We start from the raw sequence: 18261 nt of genomic DNA on the forward strand, positions 1-18261 counted from the left end.
CCTGTTGGCTGGGCGATGTCTTTGAGTCCGGATTGTGAGCTCATTAGTAAGGCGCTTATTATGGCTTATGAATTAAGGGGAAAACCTAAGGGAGTAATGTTTCATTCCGATCAAGGCAGTCAGTACACAAGCTTAAAATATCGTCGTTTGCTGTGGCGGTATCAAATGAATCAAAGTATGAGTCGCCGTGGAAACTGTTGGGATAACGCCCCGATGGAGCGTTTCTTTAGAAGCTTCAAAACAGAGTGGATGCCTGAATTAGGTTACCGGACTTTTTTAGAAGCAAAACAGGCGATAACGGATTACATAGTAGGATATTACAGCCAAATCAGACCACATCAGCACAATAGAATGTTGCCACCGAATAAAGCGGAAGAGCTGCACTGGAAAAACTATAAAACCGTGGCCAGTTTTACTTGACCACTACACCTGTAATGACTGAGTTTGAGGATTTTAGCCCTTTTATAAATGTATCTTTATCAGTAGCACCTACATTTAGAAAATTTTGGCCATCACTCGACTCGAAGAGATTTACTTGGCTTATTTGGTCATCATATTTGATTTTAGTAAGATGATTCTTAGTGCTCATCTTCCACTCGCCACCTATAAAGTTAGCCTTATTGAATCCAATAAACGCCCAATACTGATTATCGGTATTGCAGCCTACACCTATCCATGATCTAGCATCTGTATAGGGGAAAGATAAAATTTTTATCGGTGGAAAGCTGTCTGATGTGGCGTAGTAAGACTCATTGGTTGCCATAGGGTCATTTTGTTGTAAGGTCACATTCCAGCTACCTGCCACAGCTGTTAAAGAAGAGCAAAAACATGCTGAAATTACTAAACCCTTAAAACTAAAAATCATCCTTAACCTCGATCTTTTATAAAGTTCCCAATGATAATGTACCAAAAAGCTAGGTTTGGCTAAACACAAATTATTCAAATACACTTTTTATAGATCATTGAGTACAACATCAAGGTAAAGCTTATCACGGTTGAAAAGCGAAACACTCTAAATAGACGTCTAAAAATGATGCCGCTTCACTGGGTTCAATAAACCAGAAACCCGCAGGAGAAATTTGAGAAGTGTAATAAAATGATGCCATGGTCTCATAAAATAAAAATCTCTTGATTTACAAGGCTTTTATATTTTTTTGGTGGTGAGCAAGAAACCGCCCTATTGTGTCGGAAAAGAATGAATTTTCGGAAGCCCTAAAGAAGTAAAAAAAACAGAAAATACTATATATTAGTACCTTACTAAAGTGGATTGGATTAGAAAATAGGGCAAGCAACAAAGAACTTTATAGTTTGCAGATCGTTTGCAGATACAAAAAAGCCCCGACATTGTGAATGATCACTAACTGTCGAGGCCTTATAAATTGGTAGGACTAGGCGAATTCGAATCGCCGACCTCTACCATGTCAAGGTAGCGCTCTAACCAACTGAGCTATAGTCCTAAAAAGTGTTGGCTATTATACTCACGGACTTAGGTTTGACAAGTCTTTGTTGCTGTTTTTTTATGTCTTTATTTTTAAACGGATTATTCGACAATCGGCACCAGCAATTCGTGGCCAATCACTTCATCGATGAGGTGATAAGGCACCTTATATTTTTTACCTTTAAAGGTCACTAATGCGAACTCATAACACATTTCAACCACAGTGCAATTAACAATGACGCCGTTGTCGATCACTCGCACTATGTTGTAATTTCTCAGGGTAACAGCCATATCAATCTCCTTTTAAGATTCGCCAACATCTTTGAGTTTTTTCTGCAATTGACGAATTTGATCGCGATACCCAGCAGCGAGTTCGAATTTCAGTTCTTCCGATGCTTGCATCATTTCTTTTTGCAATTGAATCATAGCTTTGCGCACTTGAGCCACGTCTTCCATGCTTTCCACTTGGTAATCTTTGGCGGTTTCAGCGACTTTTTTGGTTTTACTGCCCCGCTTTCCAGCGCCTGGATTGTAAGCGCCTTCCATGATGTCTTCGACCGATTTGGTAATACCGGTTGGAGTGATACCGTGCTCTTGATTATAAGCTTGCTGCTTTTCTCGGCGACGCTCTGTTTCGTTGATGGCACGCTCCATGGAGCCGGTAATACGATCGGCATAAAGAATGGCCTTACCATTCACGTTTCGAGCAGCTCGTCCTATGGTTTGAATCAGTGATTTTTCTGAACGTAAAAAACCTTCTTTATCAGCATCAAGAATGGCGACCAAACTCACTTCCGGAATATCCAGACCCTCTCGTAATAAGTTGATTCCCACCAACACATCAAACTCACCTAATCGTAAATCTCGGATGATTTCCACTCGTTCTACTGTATCGATATCGGAATGCAAATACCGCACACGGATACCATGCTCGTTTAAATAATCACTTAAATCTTCCGCCATACGCTTGGTGAGTGTGGTAACGAGAACGCGCTCCCCGATAGGAACTCTAAGGTTAATTTCTGACAACAAATCATCCACTTGTGTCGTCACCGGACGCACCTCTAAGATAGGATCAATAAGCCCTGTTGGACGCACAATTTGCTCCACTACCCAATCTTGATGCTCTTCTTCATACTTACCTGGCGTCGCTGATACAAAAATAGTTTGTGGCTTAATTTGCTCCCACTCTTCAAAACGCATTGGTCGGTTATCAAGGGCTGAAGGCAAACGAAAACCGTATTCCACTAGGTTTTCTTTGCGCGATCGGTCGCCTTTGTACATGGCACCAATTTGCGACACGGTAACGTGGGACTCATCGATAACCAATAAAGCATTGGCTGGTAAATAGTCGAATAAAGTTGGTGGCGGCGCGCCCTCTTCTCGCCCTGACAAGTAACGAGAATAGTTTTCTATACCAGAGCAGTAGCCAAGCTCTTGCATCATCTCCAAATCATAACGTGTACGCTGCTCAAGACGCTGCAACTCAACCAATTTATTCATCGATTTTAGCTGCTCAAGCCGCTGATCTAACTCCACTTTAATGCGCTCAATGGCAGCTTGAACGGTTTCCTTGGGAGTCACATAGTGCGTTTTTGGATAAATGGTAATACGGGGGACTTTTCGGATGGTTTTGTTGGTTAATGGCTCGATCATCGACAAACTTTCCACTTCGTCATCAAAAAGTTCTATACGAATGGCCGTGTCTTCCGAATCGGCAGGAAATACTTCAATCACGTCACCTCTGACACGAAAATTCCCTCGTTCCAATACTAAGTCGTTGCGAGTGTATTGCAATTCTGCCAAGCGACGCAGCACGTCTCGTTGATCAATTCGCTCGCCGCGATCAAGGTGCAACATCATTTTCAAATAGGATTGTGGATCACCCAAACCGTAAATCGCCGATACTGTAGCGACTATGATAACGTCTTCACGCTCCAACAAGGCCTTGGTGGCCGACAATCGCATTTGCTCAATATGCTCGTTTACGGACGCATCTTTTTCAATGAAGGTATCCGATGCGGCCACGTAAGCTTCAGGCTGGTAATAATCGTAATACGAGACAAAATATTCAACAGCGTTATGGGGGAAGAATTCTTTGAATTCACCATAAAGCTGGGCGGCAAGGGTTTTGTTATGTGCCATTACAATCGTTGGGCGCCTTACCTGTGAGATCACATTTGCTACTGTGTAAGTTTTACCAGACCCCGTTACACCAAGTAGTGTTTGATGAGCGAGACCGGCCTCCACACCACGGACCAATTTTTCAATGGCTTTTGGTTGATCGCCAGCCGGAGAATACGATGATACAACTTGAAATTCTTGCGACACGAACTTTCCCTAAGCTTTACAGTTGGCCATTGAGATTAGCAAAAATTGCCCGATACGTCTGGTTTTTCCTGCCTTGCAAAGATTCTCCCTCATCATAAATTCATTTTTTGTGCACATTTTAAAACTTTACTAATCCAAGACCTATCGATAACATTAAAAACTAAGCTTATATCAAAAAAGAAAAACAAAATAAAAACTTATATAAATATCTCTACCAACCTAACAGAGACGACTTATGACAACACTTGAGAAATACCTTCCCGCTTTGGTCTGGCTGAAAGATTACCGAGTAGCCGATTTAAAGCACGATTCGGTTGCCAGCTTGGTTTTCACCATCATGGTTATTCCTCAGAGTTTGGCATATGCCATGTTGGCAGGTCTTCCGGCGATTACCGGTTTGTACGCCAGTATTTTGCCATCTGTTCTTTACTCTCTCTTTGGTACTAGCCGCACATTGGCTGTCGGCCCTGTGGCACTGACCTCTGTGATGACCGCTTCTGCCGTGTTGCCCTTTGCTGTGTCTGGCAGTGAACATTACGCCAGCATCGCTATTTTGCTGGCTTTTATGTCTGGTGTGTTTTTATTGGTATTGAGCTTTTTAAGACTGGGTTTCTTGACCAATTTGCTTAGTCATCCGGTGATTTCGGGTTTCATTAGTGCCTCCGCTTTACTGATTATCATTGGGCAAATCAAATACTTCCTCGGAGTAGAATCCCAAGGTGACACTCTTATTCCACTGATGACAAGCCTTTACGCTCATGCTGATCACACCCACTTACCAACACTGTTATTAAGTATTTTCTGCATCGCGTCGCTATTGTTAATAAAGCGCTATTTTGGGCATTTTTTAACCTTCATCGGCTTACCAACAGCGACCGTCAAGTTATTTGAAAAGTCAGGGCCAGTGGTTGTGGTGGTCGTAACGACCTTAATTGTCGCCATCTTGTCTTTAGATCAAATGGGGGTAGCAGTGATTGGTACTGTTCCGACGACACCACCTACGATCAACTTAGACCTTATCAGTTGGCAAATGGCTAGAGACTTATTGCCCAGTGCCTTTTTAATCACCATTGTTGGCTTTATCGGTTCGGTCTCTGTCGCTCAGTCTTATGCTGCCAAACGACGCCAGGATATTGACCCGAATCAGGAACTGGTTGGCCTTGGTTTAGCTAATATTGGTTCTGCACTTAGTGGTGCATTTCCCGTCACAGGCGGCTTTTCAAGAACTGTGCTCAACGCTGACTGTGGCTCAAAAAGCCCAATGACGGGCATAATCACGGCCTTCCTAATTTTATTAACCTTATTGTTTCTCACGCCGGTCTTTTATTACTTACCTACGACCATTCTTGCTGCGATCATTTCGATTTCAATGTCAAAACTGATCAGCGTCGCCGATTTAAAAGAACTATGGCAGTTTTCAAAAAAGGAAGCCTGCTTACTAATAGTCACCTTCTGTGTCGTCATGTTTGAAGGCATGGAGACAGGATTAATAGTGGGTGTCGTCCTATCGATCTTATTTTTCTTGTGGCACACCAGTCATCCGCACATTGCCATTGTAGGTCGCGTACCTGGCACAGAGCATTATCGGAATGTGCAACGCTTTGAAGTAGAAACCCACAGCAAGGTACTTACAGTTCGAATCGATGAGAATTTGTTTTTTGCCAATGCTCGCGTTTTCGAAGAAAAGTTGCAAAGCTTGGTGTCTCAAAATAAAGATCTTCAACACCTTGTACTCATGTGTACCGCTGTCAATATGATAGATGCCAGTGCACTGCAAAGTTTAGAGAAAGTGGTAGTCCGTCTTGCTGATGCGGGGGTAAAAGTTCACTTATCAGAAGTGAAAGGGCCAGTCATGGACAAACTCATAGGCTCAATTTTACTGACTAACTTAAGTGGTAAGGTCTTCCTTACGCAGCATCAAGCCATTACAGAATTGACTCAACAATAAGCACGCAGGGTTATCCTTGAGTCAATCTGTTCTGTATGAATGCTTTATTGCTCGACATCACTCATCGTCATTTCCTCATTACCATCAAGGGGAACGACACGAAGCAAGGCTTGGTTTCGTGTTACCAACACCTCTCCAATGCCTTTTACTTGGGTAAGTTGAGACAAAGATTCAAAGGGGCCATTCATCTCTCGGTACGAGACAATGGCCTCAGCTTTCATTGTACCCACACCCGACATGACTGCAGCAAACTCGCTGGCTGTCGCCGAATTAATGTCTAAAGGGGTAGCAGCAAAAAGCGAAAAAGGTACTAATAACAGAGAAAAGATAAGCAGTGAACGGGTAACGCAGGAACGAAAAACACGTGCGACATGAGTCATAATAAACATCCTTTTAATAAGCTTCATGATAGAAGTGGCCATCTTGGCCATAAAAAAAACCACTCACTGATTGGACATTATGCCAATCAACAAGTGGTTTTAGAGTAAAAGGTTTTTAACAGAACTTCAACTATTGGAAAGCGTGATTTACAAACTCACACCCAAGCTTTTATTCGCTTGAGTTAACGCCTCGATAGGGTCGATAGCCTGCGTAATAGGTCGACCCATAACAAGATAATGGCTGCCAGCGGCCATGGCTTCGGCTGGCGTCATAATACGTTTTTGGTCACCACTGTCTGAACCTGCAGGGCGAATGCCTGGGGTGACCAACACAAAGTCTTTACCAAGCTCAGTCGACAACATAGACGACTCTTGAGCCGAACACACCACACCGTCCATACCAGACGATTTTGCTAATGTCGCCAAGCGTTTTACATGTTGCTCTGGCGTTGCGTCAATGCCCACTTCTAAAAGATCGGATTGATCCATACTGGTCAATACCGTTACTGCAATCAATAAAGTTTTGTTATCGGCTCGCTGTTGCAAGGCATTTGCAGACGCTTCCATCATGCGACGGCCACCTGTCGCATGCACATTGACCATCCACACACCTGCCGCTGCAGCGACACTCACCGCATTGGCAACGGTATTAGGAATATCGTGAAATTTTAAGTCTAGAAAAACATCAAAATCGAGCTTATGTAGAGCATCTAATATGGCAGGACCCGAGGTCGTAAACAGCTCTTTACCCACTTTGACTCGACATTGGCTTGGATCAAGTCGCTTCGCCATTTCGATCGATTGCGCCATGGTTGGATAATCTAAAGCAACCACAATAGGGGATTGGCAGTTCATTCGGTATCCTCTTTCTCAATTATTGTCTATCGGTTTACGTTATTTTGTAGCAAGGCATTACTCACCTTCTAAGCCGTGAATAGGCTTAACAACCCCCCAGTTCTTGCAACTAGGGCATTGCCAATGTAACTGGTGGCCAGAAAAACCACATTGGCGACATTGGTATTTATGCTTGGCTTGCACCAACTGATCAATCAGCTCATACAACACCGCCAAATGTTGTTGGTTGTAACCTTGGGAATCCGTTAACTGCAAACTGATCAACTCTTTAAAGCCTTTAATCGTAGGGTGCAACCTAAGTTGCTCAACCAAAAACATTTCAGCGTAGTCTTGATCGGTTTCTAAGTAATGCTGCACCAAAGCGACAATTAGAGCGGTAGACGGTTTTTTCTGATTGTATTCTTGCAAAAATTTAATATAACCACTGCTGCCCCAAACCTTCTGGTAAGACTCTTTTAGCTTGGGAAGAATAACAGAAATGAACTCAGGGTCTTGTTCCGCTGCATGCTTCAATTCTTTGATGGAATCCCTATGTCGGCCTTGTCCACTGAGCACATCCGCCGCGCCAATACTGGCACGAACACAGGTTGGATCAACCTCTAGCGCATCTTTATAATGCTGATACGCAGCTTTCCACTGCTCTTTTTTCTGTAATTCTTGGGCCATTTCACAATGAAAATGCCCCAAGCGTTTGATTTCTTTTTTACTCGTGGTGGTTTTAATTAACTCGTCGCCAATCTGAATGGCTTTATCCCAGCTTTGTTCAAATTCATAAAGATCGACCAGCAAAGATAAGATTTTCGGTTGGAATTCGCTTTTCTTCGACGTGGACGCCATATTAAGCAGGAGACGCCCTGCTCGATCCAACAAGCCAGCCGACATAAAATCACTCGCCAGTTCGAGCTGCACCATGCGCATCTCGCGTTCAGAGATCTCGGGGCGCGCCAATAGATTTTGATGAATATTGATGGCTTTTTGTATTTCGCCTTTTTTACGAAATAAATTACCAAGTGTTAAGTGGATATCGAAGGTGTCGGAATTAACTTCTAAGGAATCGACAAAGGCGTCAATCGCCTCTGAATGCTGATCGTTAAGAAGATGGTTTAGACCACGAAAATAGTCATTGGGGATGCTTTTTTTCAGTGGCTTATTCTTTTTGGTCGAATTTTTTCGGCCCATTGCCCAGCCCACAAAGAGCGCGACAAACAGTACCAAAAACAACCCAATTTCGGTCAACTCAATTACTCCTTGCCAACAGAAAGCTCTTTGGTAATTGAGACTTTTCGCAAGGCATCGACTTCATTACGGGTTTTTTCATATTTTCGAGTGAGTACTCGAATCTGACGTTCACTGCGTAAAAAAGCCACCGAACTGACAAGAAGTGCCACGCAAGCCCCCACCGTAAAGGCAAGAATCATGTAAAGGGCGACACTGAGCTGTGGACCTTGCCAAAAAACAAGATCTAAAGAAATGATTTGTGGATTACGGATGGCAAAAAAAACACCCACGGCAAGAAAGAAAACAACAAAAACAATATAAATAATTCTTTTCAGCCACTTAAGCATAAGGCAACCTATCAAAAATAGAATGACAATATTATGCCGTCATAGCAAAGAGATTTCGAGGCATAAGAAAAATTTAGTTAAGCTCGTCAGGCTCGACTTCAGGTAAGTTTACCAACTCTCTCAGCTCTTTACCTGGCTTAAAATGAGGAACATATTTTGCGCTCAGCTCAACGGAATCCCCAGTCTTAGGGTTTCTACCGATTCTTGGCGCACGATAATGCAGAGAAAAACTCCCAAAGCCCCTGATCTCTATGCGCTCTCCATTCGCCAAAGAATCAGACATATGATCAAGCATCGCTTTAATAGCTTGTTCAACATCCTTTACCGGCAAATGAGATTGCTGATCGATTAGCAGCTCTATCAGCTCAGATTTTGTCATTACTGTCCTCGCGACTATATTTTGACCACAATGTAAGACTAGCTAAATTCAGAAAGAAAGCAATAAGTTAACGCACTTTGAGGCTTTTTTTACTGATTTTATTCTACCCTAATAGTGAATATTACTCATGGGAGCATTCTACCGCTAGCGTACAAGCCTTCTAGCTTTTATAATATTGCGCATAATCAACACATTGGAAGAGATAATAATGAGCTATAACAAAATTCCTGCAGGCAAAGATGCACCAAACGACATCAACGTTATCATCGAAATCCCAGCACAAGCCAATCCAGTAAAATACGAAGTTGACCACGAATTAGATGCTTTGGTCGTTGATCGTTTTATGACAGCACCTATGTTTTATCCAGCAAACTATGGTTACGTTAACCACACACTTGCTGACGATGGCGACCCAGTCGACGTATTGGTTATCACACCTTACCCTGTGGTACCTGGCTCTGTCATTCGCTGCCGCCCAGTGGGTGTGTTAAACATGTCTGACGAAGCGGGCATGGACGCAAAATTGGTTGCCGTACCTCACGAAAAACTGAGCAAAGAATACGGTCATATTCAAGACGTGAACGACATTCCTCAGTTACTACGCGATCAAATTGAACATTTCTTCGAAAATTACAAAACCCTTGAAAAAGGTAAGTGGGTAAAAGTAGAAGGTTGGGCAAACGCTGACGAAGCGAAAAAAGCCATTGTTGAAGGCATCGAAGCTTACAACGCGCAATAATACAAAACCTGCACGCTGGCTGAGAAGTCAGCGAGTAACAGACCTAAAAAAACCGATTTTTAAAATCGGTTTTTTTGTTTTTGTACCATTGATTTTTACCTAGTTACGACTCTTGTGAATCCAAGAAGCGCTCGGCATCCAGCGCCGCCATACAGCCGGTTCCCGCTGAGGTAATGGCTTGACGATAAATATGATCTGACACATCGCCAGCAGCAAAAACCCCTTCAATGCTGGTTTGAGTTGCGTTGCCATGAGAACCAGACTGAACCGACAAGTAACCGTCTTTCATATCAAGCTGCCCTTGAAAAATATCCGTGTTTGGCTTGTGACCAATAGCAACAAACACACCCGCCGCCGCAATGTCTTTTGTTTCGCCGGTTTGGGTATTTTTAATGCGCACGCCCGTTACACCAGCGTCGTCACCCAAAACTTCATCCAATTCAGCAAACCACTCAATGTTCACATTGCCATTTTTAGCTTTTTCTAACAGCTTGTCTGACAAAATTTTCTCAGAGCGGAACTTATCACGACGATGTATCACGGTCACGGTTTTCGCAATATTCGCCAAGTACAAAGCCTCTTCTACCGCTGTATTACCGCCACCAATTACCACAACGTCTTGGTTACGATAGAAAAATCCATCACACGTGGCGCAGGCTGATACGCCCTGCCCCATAAATTTGGTTTCGCTTTCTAAGCCAAGGTATTGCGCGCTCGCCCCTGTTGCAATAATCAAGGCATCACATGTGTAGGCACCGCTGTCACCTTCTAAGCGGAACGGACGATTTTGCAGGTCAACTTTGCTCACATGGTCAAAAATGATCTCTGTTTCAAAGCGCTCTGCATGCTTACGCATACGCTCCATTAACTCTGGACCTTGCACGCCTTGATCATCGCCAGGCCAATTATCAACTTCGGTCGTGGTGGTCAACTGTCCGCCCATTTGCATACCGGTAACCATCACTGGATTCAAGTTCGCACGAGCCGCATACACCGCCGCTGTATAGCCTGCAGGGCCAGAACCTAAAATCATTAACTTAGCGTGTTTTACATCGCTCATGCTGTTGCTCCTAAAATCAAAATTAGCCAGACTCTTTACAAAAAGAAAGTCGGCAAGTATCTATATCGTAAATGGTAACGAAAAAGTTCTGAGAATTTTAGCGAAATATACTTATCACTAAAATAGGGTCTATCTATGAGTTTTCAAGTAAGAATAGAGAAACTCAAGTGCAGGCTTGGCATTTTGGGTCTTGAGTTAAGGTCAATTCTCGCCAACGTCCTGTAAAGCCATCAAAGAGTCGTAAAGCACCGTGTTTTACTTCACCGCAGCCACTGGCAATTTTTAACGTTTCCAACGCTTGAAACACGCCTAACATGCCAACAACGGGGGAAATAATGCCACTTTCGTTGCAGCTTAACTGTTGGTCAGATAGCTCAGGATACAGGCATTCATAACAGGGAGAGCCTTGCTCATGGTACAAAAAACTGATCAATTGCCCTTCCCAACGAATTGCCGCTGCACTGACTAAAGGGGTGCTTTGTATCAAACAAGCTTGGTTAATGCTTTGTCGTGCAGAGAAATTATCTGTGCAATCCAGCACAATATCTGCTTCCGCGACGGCTTGTTGTAATACGCTCCCTTCCAGTCGCTGGGCTATCGTACGAACCAACACCGCTGGGTCCTTCTTAGTAATTTGTTGAGCGGCAGCGACCACTTTATCCAGTCCTAATTGGCTCTCGTCATATAATACCTGACGGGGTAAATTGCTCAGCTCTAACTGATCGCCATCGGCTAAGATCAATGAGCCCACGCCCGAAGCGGCCAAATAGGTCGATGCTATATTGCCCAATCCACCTAGGCCAATAACCAATACCTTGGCTTGGCCCAGTTTCAATTGCCCTTCAATATCAAAATTTGGCAACAATAATTGTCGGCTATAACGATCTAACTCTGATTCGTTCATTTTCACCCTACTTTCTTTTGGTCTATTCTGCCCGACTGGTCAATTCTTTGCTAAACTCGCTCTATTATTCATTTCACGAGCATCAAAATGAAGTTTCCCGGCAGACGCAAACTTAAACACTATTTTCCGGTTTCTCAACCCAAACCGATTTTACCCACTTCAGAAGTCCGTCCCGACAAGGACACCTATGTTGTCGGTTTGGATGAAACCATTGTCGATGTGGTGGCGAATGTTACCGATGCTTTTTTAATAAAATTCGGCATCAAAAAGGGACTCTCGAACTTAGTCGATGCCGACACAGCGGCAGCTATTTTTGTTGAGCTCACTGCGGAACAATGCATTTCCGATCATTTTGCCGGCGGCACAATCGGTAACACTATTCACAATTATTCGGTACTCGCCGATGATAAATCTGTTTTGCTGGGTGTTATGTCGGCCAATATTGGCTTAGGTTCGCCAGCTTACCATTATATTTGCCACACTAGCAGCAAAGTCGATATGAACCATTTACAAGGCGTTGCCGGTGATATTGGTCGTGGTATTACCTTGATCACACCCGATGGCGAACGTACCTTTGCGATTGCCCCCGGCGACATGGACGAGTTAGATGCAGACCATATCCCTGAAAGCATTGTGGCAGGCGCAGCGGCGTTGGTCACTTGCGCTTACCCTTTACGCCATCAGGGAAAGCCCATCAAACAGGCTATGATTCAGGCACTGCAATACGCCCATCAAAATCAAGTACCTACCGTATTGACACTGGGTACCTCCCATCTTGTGGAAGAACACAGAGATGAGCTGCTATCTTTGATCAAACAATACATCAATGTCTTGGCCATGAATGAATTGGAAGCCGAAGCTTTAACAGGGCTATCAGACCCACTCGAGGCCGCTAGCGAAATTTTAAATTATGTCGACATTGTATTGCTCACCGCTGGCCCTGAAGGCATGTACCTTTGCGGTCATACGGAAGATGAAATGAAGCGTGAAACCACTAACCCAATCAAATCAGGACGATTGGCCGATTTTAATCGCTGGGAATTTAGTCGACCTATGCTACGAGAAGCCTGCCAGCATCCGATCAAGGTCTTTTCACACATCGACCCATACATGGGTGGCCCTGAGAAAATACGCAACACAAACGGCGCCGGAGACGGTGCTTTGTCAGCATTATTACACGACATTTCGGCCAATCATTTTCATAAGAGCGCCATGCCAAATTCCACCAAACATCTCGCGCCATTCTTGGCGTATTCGTCTTTTGCGCAAATCTGCAAATACGCCAATCGCGTCAGTTATGAAATTTTAGCTCAAAACGCGTCGCGTTTATCCCGTGGTTTACCAGAGCGCGAAGACAGTTTAGAAGAAGCGTATTGGGAAAAATAATCAAAAAATAACGGCAGCGTTCTAATTCACAGACATAAAAAAACCATCCGCAGATGGTTTTTTTTGTTTTGCTCGTCAAAGGTCAGTTAACTCATTGCAGAGATGCCCAGCGCTTCATTGCGCTCAAACATACGATCCAATTCGAGCAAAATCACCAACTCTTCGTCTTTTTGATATACACCTTGAATAAACATCAGGGCTTCATCATTGCCGACGCTTGGACTCTGTTCAATTTCGCCTTGGTATAAATAAAATACTTCTTGAACCGCATCCACTAGCAAGCCTACTTGCTCACCATCGTGTTCGATAATAATGATGCGTGTGTCATCAGAAATAGTGCATTCAGGCAAGCTAAAACGCACTCGCGTATCCACAACGGTAACCACGTTACCGCGCAAATTCACGATACCCAACACATAAGAAGGCGCGCCTGGAACCGGGGCAATTTCGCTATAACGCAATACTTCTTTAATCTGCATGACGTTGATACCGTAGGTTTCGTCAATCAGCTTAAAAGTAAGGTACTGCAACAACTCGCCTTTTTTACTTTCAGATAAGGCTTTCCCGTTTTCTTTGATAGGCGCTAGTTCAGACATGGCTCACATCCGTATTCAATTTAATTAAGGTGGCATAAAAAAACTCACCACAAGATTGCTTTAGCTTACAACAATTTGTGATGAGTCTACGAGCAAAATTAAGTAACAATTAGTTGTCTTGTTGAATACCAACAATGGTCCAATTTGCCTTTGGATCAGACATGTTCTTCTCTAGGTGCCAAATTTCATTGGTGTCAGACGTTTCATCGCCTTCTTTGATCCAGCCAGAGAACTTCAATGAAATGGACGCAATCGAGCCGATAAACTCACCACGAACCAATTCAGCCATCAAAGAAACCACTTCTGTACGAGGTTTGTTGTCACCATGAGTAGCACGCTCTGTTACCAACATGTTGTAAAGTTCAGGGCTTACATAATCAAGAATTTCATCAAAATTGTTGTCGTCCCATGCTTTTTGCAAGTTGATGTAGTGGTTTTTAGCTTCTTCAACAAACGCTTGCTCGTTGAAGCCAGGTGGAAGTTTGATGTCAGGCTCAGCACCAAAACCACTCATGCCAGACATAGGCGAAGGTTGAACATTATCGCGCGTCGAATTAGGCATTTCGCGGAACATGTTATTTGTTCCCGCTGCATTGGCTTGCGCGGCTGCACGACGCTTTGGCGCAATGAAAAACTTGTACACTAAGAAACCAATCACGGCGAACAACAAGATGTCACCAAATGAAATGCCTTCAAATGCACCGCCGCCAAGCAAGGTCGCAAACAAGCCACCCAATAGCAGACCACCTAATAGACCGCCACCTAAGCCACCCAAGAAACCAGGTTTTTTAGCGCCCGCAGCGGCATTCGTTGTACTGTTGGTATTTGTCGTCGCGCTTTTAGGTTTAGAAACAGAAAAGCTTTTGCCAAAGCTCTTACCACCGCCAAACTTCTTAGCTTGCACGTCAGCACTGTAACCGCCGGCACCTATTGCTAAAACAAATGCCATAAACATGGCAAATACTGTCGTTTTCACAAACACTCTCCTTTAATTAAAATTCACTAGACCTACGGCGTTGCGCAGATCTGCAATCCGACCACGGGCACGAGCTCGTGCTTTTTCTGCCCCAGCTTGTAAGATCTCTTCTACATGAGCTGGATTGGCGATAAGTTCAAGATACTTTTCACGTGGCTCGCTAAGTTGACCATTCACTAGGGTGAAAAGTTCCTTCTTCGCTTCGCCCCATGCAATGCCATCTGCAAATTTCTGACGCATCTCTTGAGTTTGTTCTGGTGTTGCAAAGGCTTGATAAATTTCAAACACGGTAGAATCGCTCGGATCTTTCGCTTCACCAGGCTCTAACAAGTTGGTTTTGATCTTATTGATGCCCTTTTGCAGCTTTTTCTCTGTATCGAACAAAGGAATGGTGTTGTTGTAGCTTTTGCTCATTTTGCGGCCATCTAGTCCCTTCAAAATAGAGCCTTCTTCGCCAACAACCGCCTCTGGCAGAACAAAATGCTCACCAAATAAATGGTTAAAACGGCCGGCAATATCGCGCGCCATTTCAATGTGTTGAATCTGATCACGACCGACTGGTACCTTGTGCGCGTTAAACGTCAAAATATCCGCGGCCATTAACACGGGATAGCAAAATAACCCCATGGTAATACCAAAATCTGGGTCTTGCTCATTGGCAAGGTTTTCATCCACCGCACCTTTATAAGCATGGGCACGGTTCATCAGACCTTTCGCCGTCACACACGTCAGTAGCCAATTCAGCTCAGAGATTTCTGGAATATCCGATTGACGATAAAAAGTGGCTTTGTCTGTGTCTAACCCACACGCTAGCCAGGTAGCAGCAATTTCTAATCGAGACTGTTTAACACGCTCTGGATCTTGGCATTTGATCAAAGCATGGTAGTCCGCCAAAAAAAAGTAAGACTCTGTGTTCTCTTGACGGCTTGCTTCGATCGCAGGGCGAATGGCGCCCACATAGTTTCCTAGGTGTGGCGTGCCTGTGGTGGTTACACCGGTTAAAACAATTTCTTTGGTCATTGCAGTGTCTCTTTCCTGTGATCAGTCAATATCAAAAAATAGATGCGTTGGTATCAAAATGCGCGCCTACATTAGCATAAAAATCTGATCGCAAGCACAACCCCATGCAATTAATCATAAATTCAATCGGCCTCTTCGGTCGCTATAAACCTCACCACTTACAAAATAATTTCACGCCGGTAATCCTTCACCTCAACATCTAGGAATATCCCAAGTAACTCGGCATCATGCAACAATTGCTGCTCATCTCCGTGGTTCAAAATATTAATCCGGCGACCATGCTGAGTGAGCAAGTTCAGCTCAAAACAGCCATAACTCAACCCATGCTTGCTTTGAATAACTTTATTATTGATTTGCAAAGAAACGATATGCTCTAACGTCACATTATGATCTTTGTGGTTGTCAAAACAATTTGTTGTCTTATCAAAACGAGAACGGCGTAAGAAGGGCTGAATCAGTGCAATACCAAATGTTCCTATGGCAATACCAAAACCACCCAAAAACACGGCTAAATCATAACGATCCGGCATTCTCAACAAAGACACTGCCAGCCCAAATAAGAAAACGCCAACTACAATGTAAATCATACAAAAAGACATGGCACTGATGGTGGGTTTTAAATAAGCAAGATCGCCTTTTATCACCAGCTTATGGGACAAAAATTCTGGGCCATTTTTCAGGATAGTCCGCTCTAAATTAACAATACAAGAATCGTTTTCATTCATATTGTTCTCAATATCATGTGGGTGCATTTATACAGAAACACAAATGAAAAGAGCCCACCGAAGTGAGCTCTTTCAAAAAACCAAACATGATAAGCATGTATGGTGATTGTTTTATTTTTTGTATGCCTTAATTTCGCCAGATTTTACTCGAGCAATAAAAGAATGTAATTCTTTTTTCACTACAGGCATCAAGAAGTACAAACCAATAATATTGAAAATTGACATAGCGAAAAGAGCCGCATCAGAGAAGTCAATCACGGCACTAAATTGGATAGTCGCCCCTATGACAACAAAAATACAGAAAAGGATTTTAAACGCTAACTCTGACCCTTTACTTTCACCAAACAAATAAGTCCATGATTTAAGACCGTAGTAAGACCACGAAATCATCGTAGAAAAAGCAAACAAGACTACCGCCAACGCCAATAAATATTTAAAAATACCGGCTGTTGCAGTGAAAGAAGCCGCTGTTAGCGTTACGCCCGTCAAACCAGAGCCATCGTATGGACCTACATTTAAACCTGCAATGGTAATAACCAACGCCGTCATGGTACAAATCACCACAGTATCAACAAAAGGCTCTAACAATGAAACTAAACCCTCAGTGATTGGCTCTTTGGTTTTTACCGCAGAGTGAGCGATGGCCGCAGAACCAACACCAGCCTCATTCGAGAAAGTCGCGCGTTTCAAACCTTGGATAAGTGCACCAATAAAACCACCAGCCACACCAGCACCAGTGAAGGCACCTTCAAAGATAGCGCTAAAAGCCGCACCAACTTGCCCAATGTTAGCAATAATAACGATCAACGCCATACCAATGTAAAGAGCCGCCATCCAAGGAACAATTTTCTCTGTTACCGATGCGATAGAAGGCATGCCTCCAACAATAACCGAAAATACCAACGCCGCTAACACAACACCAGTAATAACGCCAAACTCACTGGGCACATTAAACGCGTAAGACAACATAGCGTGGGCTTGGTTAGCCTGAAACATGTTACCCGCACCTAATGCTGCCAAAATACACATCAGCGCAAAACCAACAGCCAGAATCTTACCTAAACCGCCTAAACCTTTTTCTTTTAGACCTTGGCTTAGGTAATACATTGGACCACCCGAAACCGCACCAGAAGGCAACACTGTTCTGTATTTAACACCTAATGTACATTCACAAAACTTAGACGCCATGCCAAGTAGACCACATAAGATCATCCAAAACGTCGCACCGGGGCCACCAATGGCGAGGGCAGCACCCACACCCGCGATGTTACCAAGACCAACCGTACCGGAAAGCGCTGTTGTAAGTGCCTGAAAATGCGACACCTCACCATCTTCTTTCGCATTAGGGTCTGTGTACTTTCCTTTAACAATATTGATCGCCAGACCAGCCTGTCTGAACTGCACAAAGCCAAAGTAAAGCGTAAAAATAAACGCCGCAAACAACAACCAACCCACGATAAGAGGAAAATTGGCTTCTCCTACTGGCACGCTTTTAAAAATCAAGCTCACAAACCAGCCAGTGTAATCGCTAAAAAAGCCATCAACAAAGCTACTAAAGGAAGCAACGCTTTCTTTAAACGAACCCGCCTCCTCTGCAAAAGCACTGGTACTAAAGGCTAACATTAGCCCTAGCATAGTCTCTCGTATTTTATTCATAATGATTTCCTTTAATATAAAAATAAGTGTCTGTTACCGTCTCTTCGTATCGGTTTTAAAAACGTGAATAAAAAATGAGACAGGTGCAACGTAATAAAAAACATAATGGTGAAGATAAGAAGCCGCAAAAAAATCCCCAATAGTGCTTGTGACATTTTTTGCACTCTTAAGGCACATGAAAAAACCATGCCAAAAAAACCTTATAATTCACCTAAAAATCAATAAATTACGCAACTAACGTAACACTCAAACCATCATTATGCACCAAAAAAGAACAATTCAGACTAATAGGGCAAAAACAGT

The 18261-nt window shown here is 43.4% G+C and carries 19 protein-coding genes and 1 tRNA gene; 4 read left to right on the plus strand and 16 right to left on the minus strand.

The features are described from left to right. Nucleotides 1-420: DDE-type integrase/transposase/recombinase (locus J9B83_RS00005; protein ID WP_211534620.1), on the plus strand; the 420-nt coding region annotated here is incomplete at its 5' end. Here J9B83_RS00005 and J9B83_RS00010 read toward each other — a convergent pair. The 4 genes from J9B83_RS00010 to uvrB all read right to left on the minus strand — a co-directional run bounded on the left by J9B83_RS00010 (nucleotide 413) and on the right by uvrB (nucleotide 3769). Further along, nucleotides 413-865, minus strand: coding sequence for a hypothetical protein (locus J9B83_RS00010; protein ID WP_211534621.1), 453 nt, complete (start codon nucleotides 863-865; stop codon nucleotides 413-415). The genes J9B83_RS00005 and J9B83_RS00010 overlap by 8 nt on opposite strands. 515 nt (nucleotides 866-1380) lie before the next feature. Further along, nucleotides 1381-1457 (minus strand) — tRNA-Val (locus tag J9B83_RS00015). 83 nt (nucleotides 1458-1540) lie between these two features. Further along, on the minus strand, nucleotides 1541-1729 hold the full coding sequence (locus J9B83_RS00020) for a hypothetical protein (RefSeq protein WP_211534622.1): 189 nt from the start codon (nucleotides 1727-1729) through the stop codon (nucleotides 1541-1543). A gap of 12 nt (nucleotides 1730-1741) precedes the next feature. After that, nucleotides 1742-3769 carry an excinuclease ABC subunit UvrB gene (uvrB, locus tag J9B83_RS00025; protein WP_211534623.1) on the minus strand — a complete coding sequence of 676 codons (2028 nt, stop codon included), beginning with the start codon at nucleotides 3767-3769 and terminating at the stop codon, nucleotides 1742-1744. A 235-nt stretch (nucleotides 3770-4004) separates the two neighbouring features. Between uvrB and J9B83_RS00030 the strand changes: the two genes are divergently transcribed. Further along, the gene (locus J9B83_RS00030; protein WP_211534624.1) at nucleotides 4005-5717 is read left to right on the plus strand and encodes a SulP family inorganic anion transporter; all 1713 of its coding nucleotides are present in this window, start codon (nucleotides 4005-4007) and stop codon (nucleotides 5715-5717) included. Nucleotides 5718-5761: 44 nt separating this feature from the next. Here the strand turns inward: J9B83_RS00030 and J9B83_RS00035 are convergent, their stop codons facing one another. From J9B83_RS00035 to ihfB, 5 genes are all read right to left on the minus strand, one after another. Beyond that, the gene (locus tag J9B83_RS00035) at nucleotides 5762-6097 is read right to left on the minus strand and encodes a ComEA family DNA-binding protein (protein ID WP_211534625.1); all 336 of its coding nucleotides are present in this window, start codon (nucleotides 6095-6097) and stop codon (nucleotides 5762-5764) included. Between the two features lie 147 nt (nucleotides 6098-6244). Then, entirely contained in the window at nucleotides 6245-6952 is a 708-nt protein-coding gene (pyrF, locus tag J9B83_RS00040; RefSeq protein WP_211534626.1) for an orotidine-5'-phosphate decarboxylase, read from the minus strand. A 57-nt stretch (nucleotides 6953-7009) separates the two neighbouring features. After that, entirely contained in the window at nucleotides 7010-8188 is a 1179-nt protein-coding gene (lapB, locus tag J9B83_RS00045) for a lipopolysaccharide assembly protein LapB (protein WP_211534627.1), read from the minus strand. 5 nt (nucleotides 8189-8193) lie between these two features. After that, entirely contained in the window at nucleotides 8194-8517 is a 324-nt protein-coding gene (locus J9B83_RS00050; RefSeq protein WP_211534628.1) for a lipopolysaccharide assembly protein LapA domain-containing protein, read from the minus strand. Between the two features lie 73 nt (nucleotides 8518-8590). Then, nucleotides 8591-8896: an integration host factor subunit beta gene (gene ihfB / locus J9B83_RS00055; protein WP_211534629.1), complete on the minus strand. Its 306-nt coding sequence runs from the start codon at nucleotides 8894-8896 to the stop codon at nucleotides 8591-8593. Nucleotides 8897-9104: 208 nt separating this feature from the next. Here ihfB and ppa point away from each other — a divergent pair, with 208 nt between their 5' ends. After that, nucleotides 9105-9635: an inorganic diphosphatase gene (gene ppa / locus J9B83_RS00060; RefSeq protein WP_211534630.1), complete on the plus strand. Its 531-nt coding sequence runs from the start codon at nucleotides 9105-9107 to the stop codon at nucleotides 9633-9635. A 103-nt stretch (nucleotides 9636-9738) separates the two neighbouring features. Here ppa and trxB read toward each other — a convergent pair whose 3' ends face one another. Then, nucleotides 9739-10695 (minus strand): thioredoxin-disulfide reductase, encoded by a 957-nt coding sequence (gene trxB / locus J9B83_RS00065; protein ID WP_211534631.1) that lies wholly within the window; start codon nucleotides 10693-10695, stop codon nucleotides 9739-9741. Nucleotides 10696-10858: 163 nt separating this feature from the next. Continuing rightward, nucleotides 10859-11599 (minus strand): HesA/MoeB/ThiF family protein, encoded by a 741-nt coding sequence (locus tag J9B83_RS00070; RefSeq protein ID WP_211534632.1) that lies wholly within the window; start codon nucleotides 11597-11599, stop codon nucleotides 10859-10861. 87 nt (nucleotides 11600-11686) lie between these two features. Here J9B83_RS00070 and J9B83_RS00075 point away from each other — a divergent pair, with 87 nt between their 5' ends. Then, nucleotides 11687-12985, plus strand: a complete 1299-nt coding sequence (locus tag J9B83_RS00075) for an inosine/guanosine kinase (protein ID WP_211534633.1) — start codon at nucleotides 11687-11689, stop codon at nucleotides 12983-12985. Between the two features lie 86 nt (nucleotides 12986-13071). Here the strand turns inward: J9B83_RS00075 and J9B83_RS00080 are convergent, their stop codons facing one another. The 5 genes from J9B83_RS00080 to J9B83_RS00100 all read right to left on the minus strand — a co-directional run bounded on the left by J9B83_RS00080 (nucleotide 13072) and on the right by J9B83_RS00100 (nucleotide 17958). Beyond that, complete coding sequence (locus J9B83_RS00080) at nucleotides 13072-13581, minus strand: chemotaxis protein CheW (protein WP_236037025.1); 510 nt, start codon at nucleotides 13579-13581, stop codon at nucleotides 13072-13074. Between the two features lie 109 nt (nucleotides 13582-13690). Beyond that, nucleotides 13691-14557 (minus strand): Tim44 domain-containing protein, encoded by an 867-nt coding sequence (locus J9B83_RS00085; RefSeq protein ID WP_211534634.1) that lies wholly within the window; start codon nucleotides 14555-14557, stop codon nucleotides 13691-13693. Nucleotides 14558-14569: 12 nt separating this feature from the next. Beyond that, complete coding sequence (locus J9B83_RS00090; RefSeq protein ID WP_211534635.1) at nucleotides 14570-15577, minus strand: tryptophan--tRNA ligase; 1008 nt, start codon at nucleotides 15575-15577, stop codon at nucleotides 14570-14572. A gap of 158 nt (nucleotides 15578-15735) precedes the next feature. Next, complete coding sequence (locus J9B83_RS00095; protein WP_211534636.1) at nucleotides 15736-16302, minus strand: hypothetical protein; 567 nt, start codon at nucleotides 16300-16302, stop codon at nucleotides 15736-15738. A 111-nt stretch (nucleotides 16303-16413) separates the two neighbouring features. Next, on the minus strand, nucleotides 16414-17958 hold the full coding sequence (locus J9B83_RS00100) for an alanine/glycine:cation symporter family protein (protein ID WP_211534637.1): 1545 nt from the start codon (nucleotides 17956-17958) through the stop codon (nucleotides 16414-16416). Nucleotides 17959-18261 lie beyond the last annotated feature (303 nt).

It is taken from the genome of Marinomonas vulgaris (assembly GCF_018145875.1).
GTDB classification, from domain to species: domain Bacteria; phylum Pseudomonadota; class Gammaproteobacteria; order Pseudomonadales; family Marinomonadaceae; genus Marinomonas; species Marinomonas vulgaris.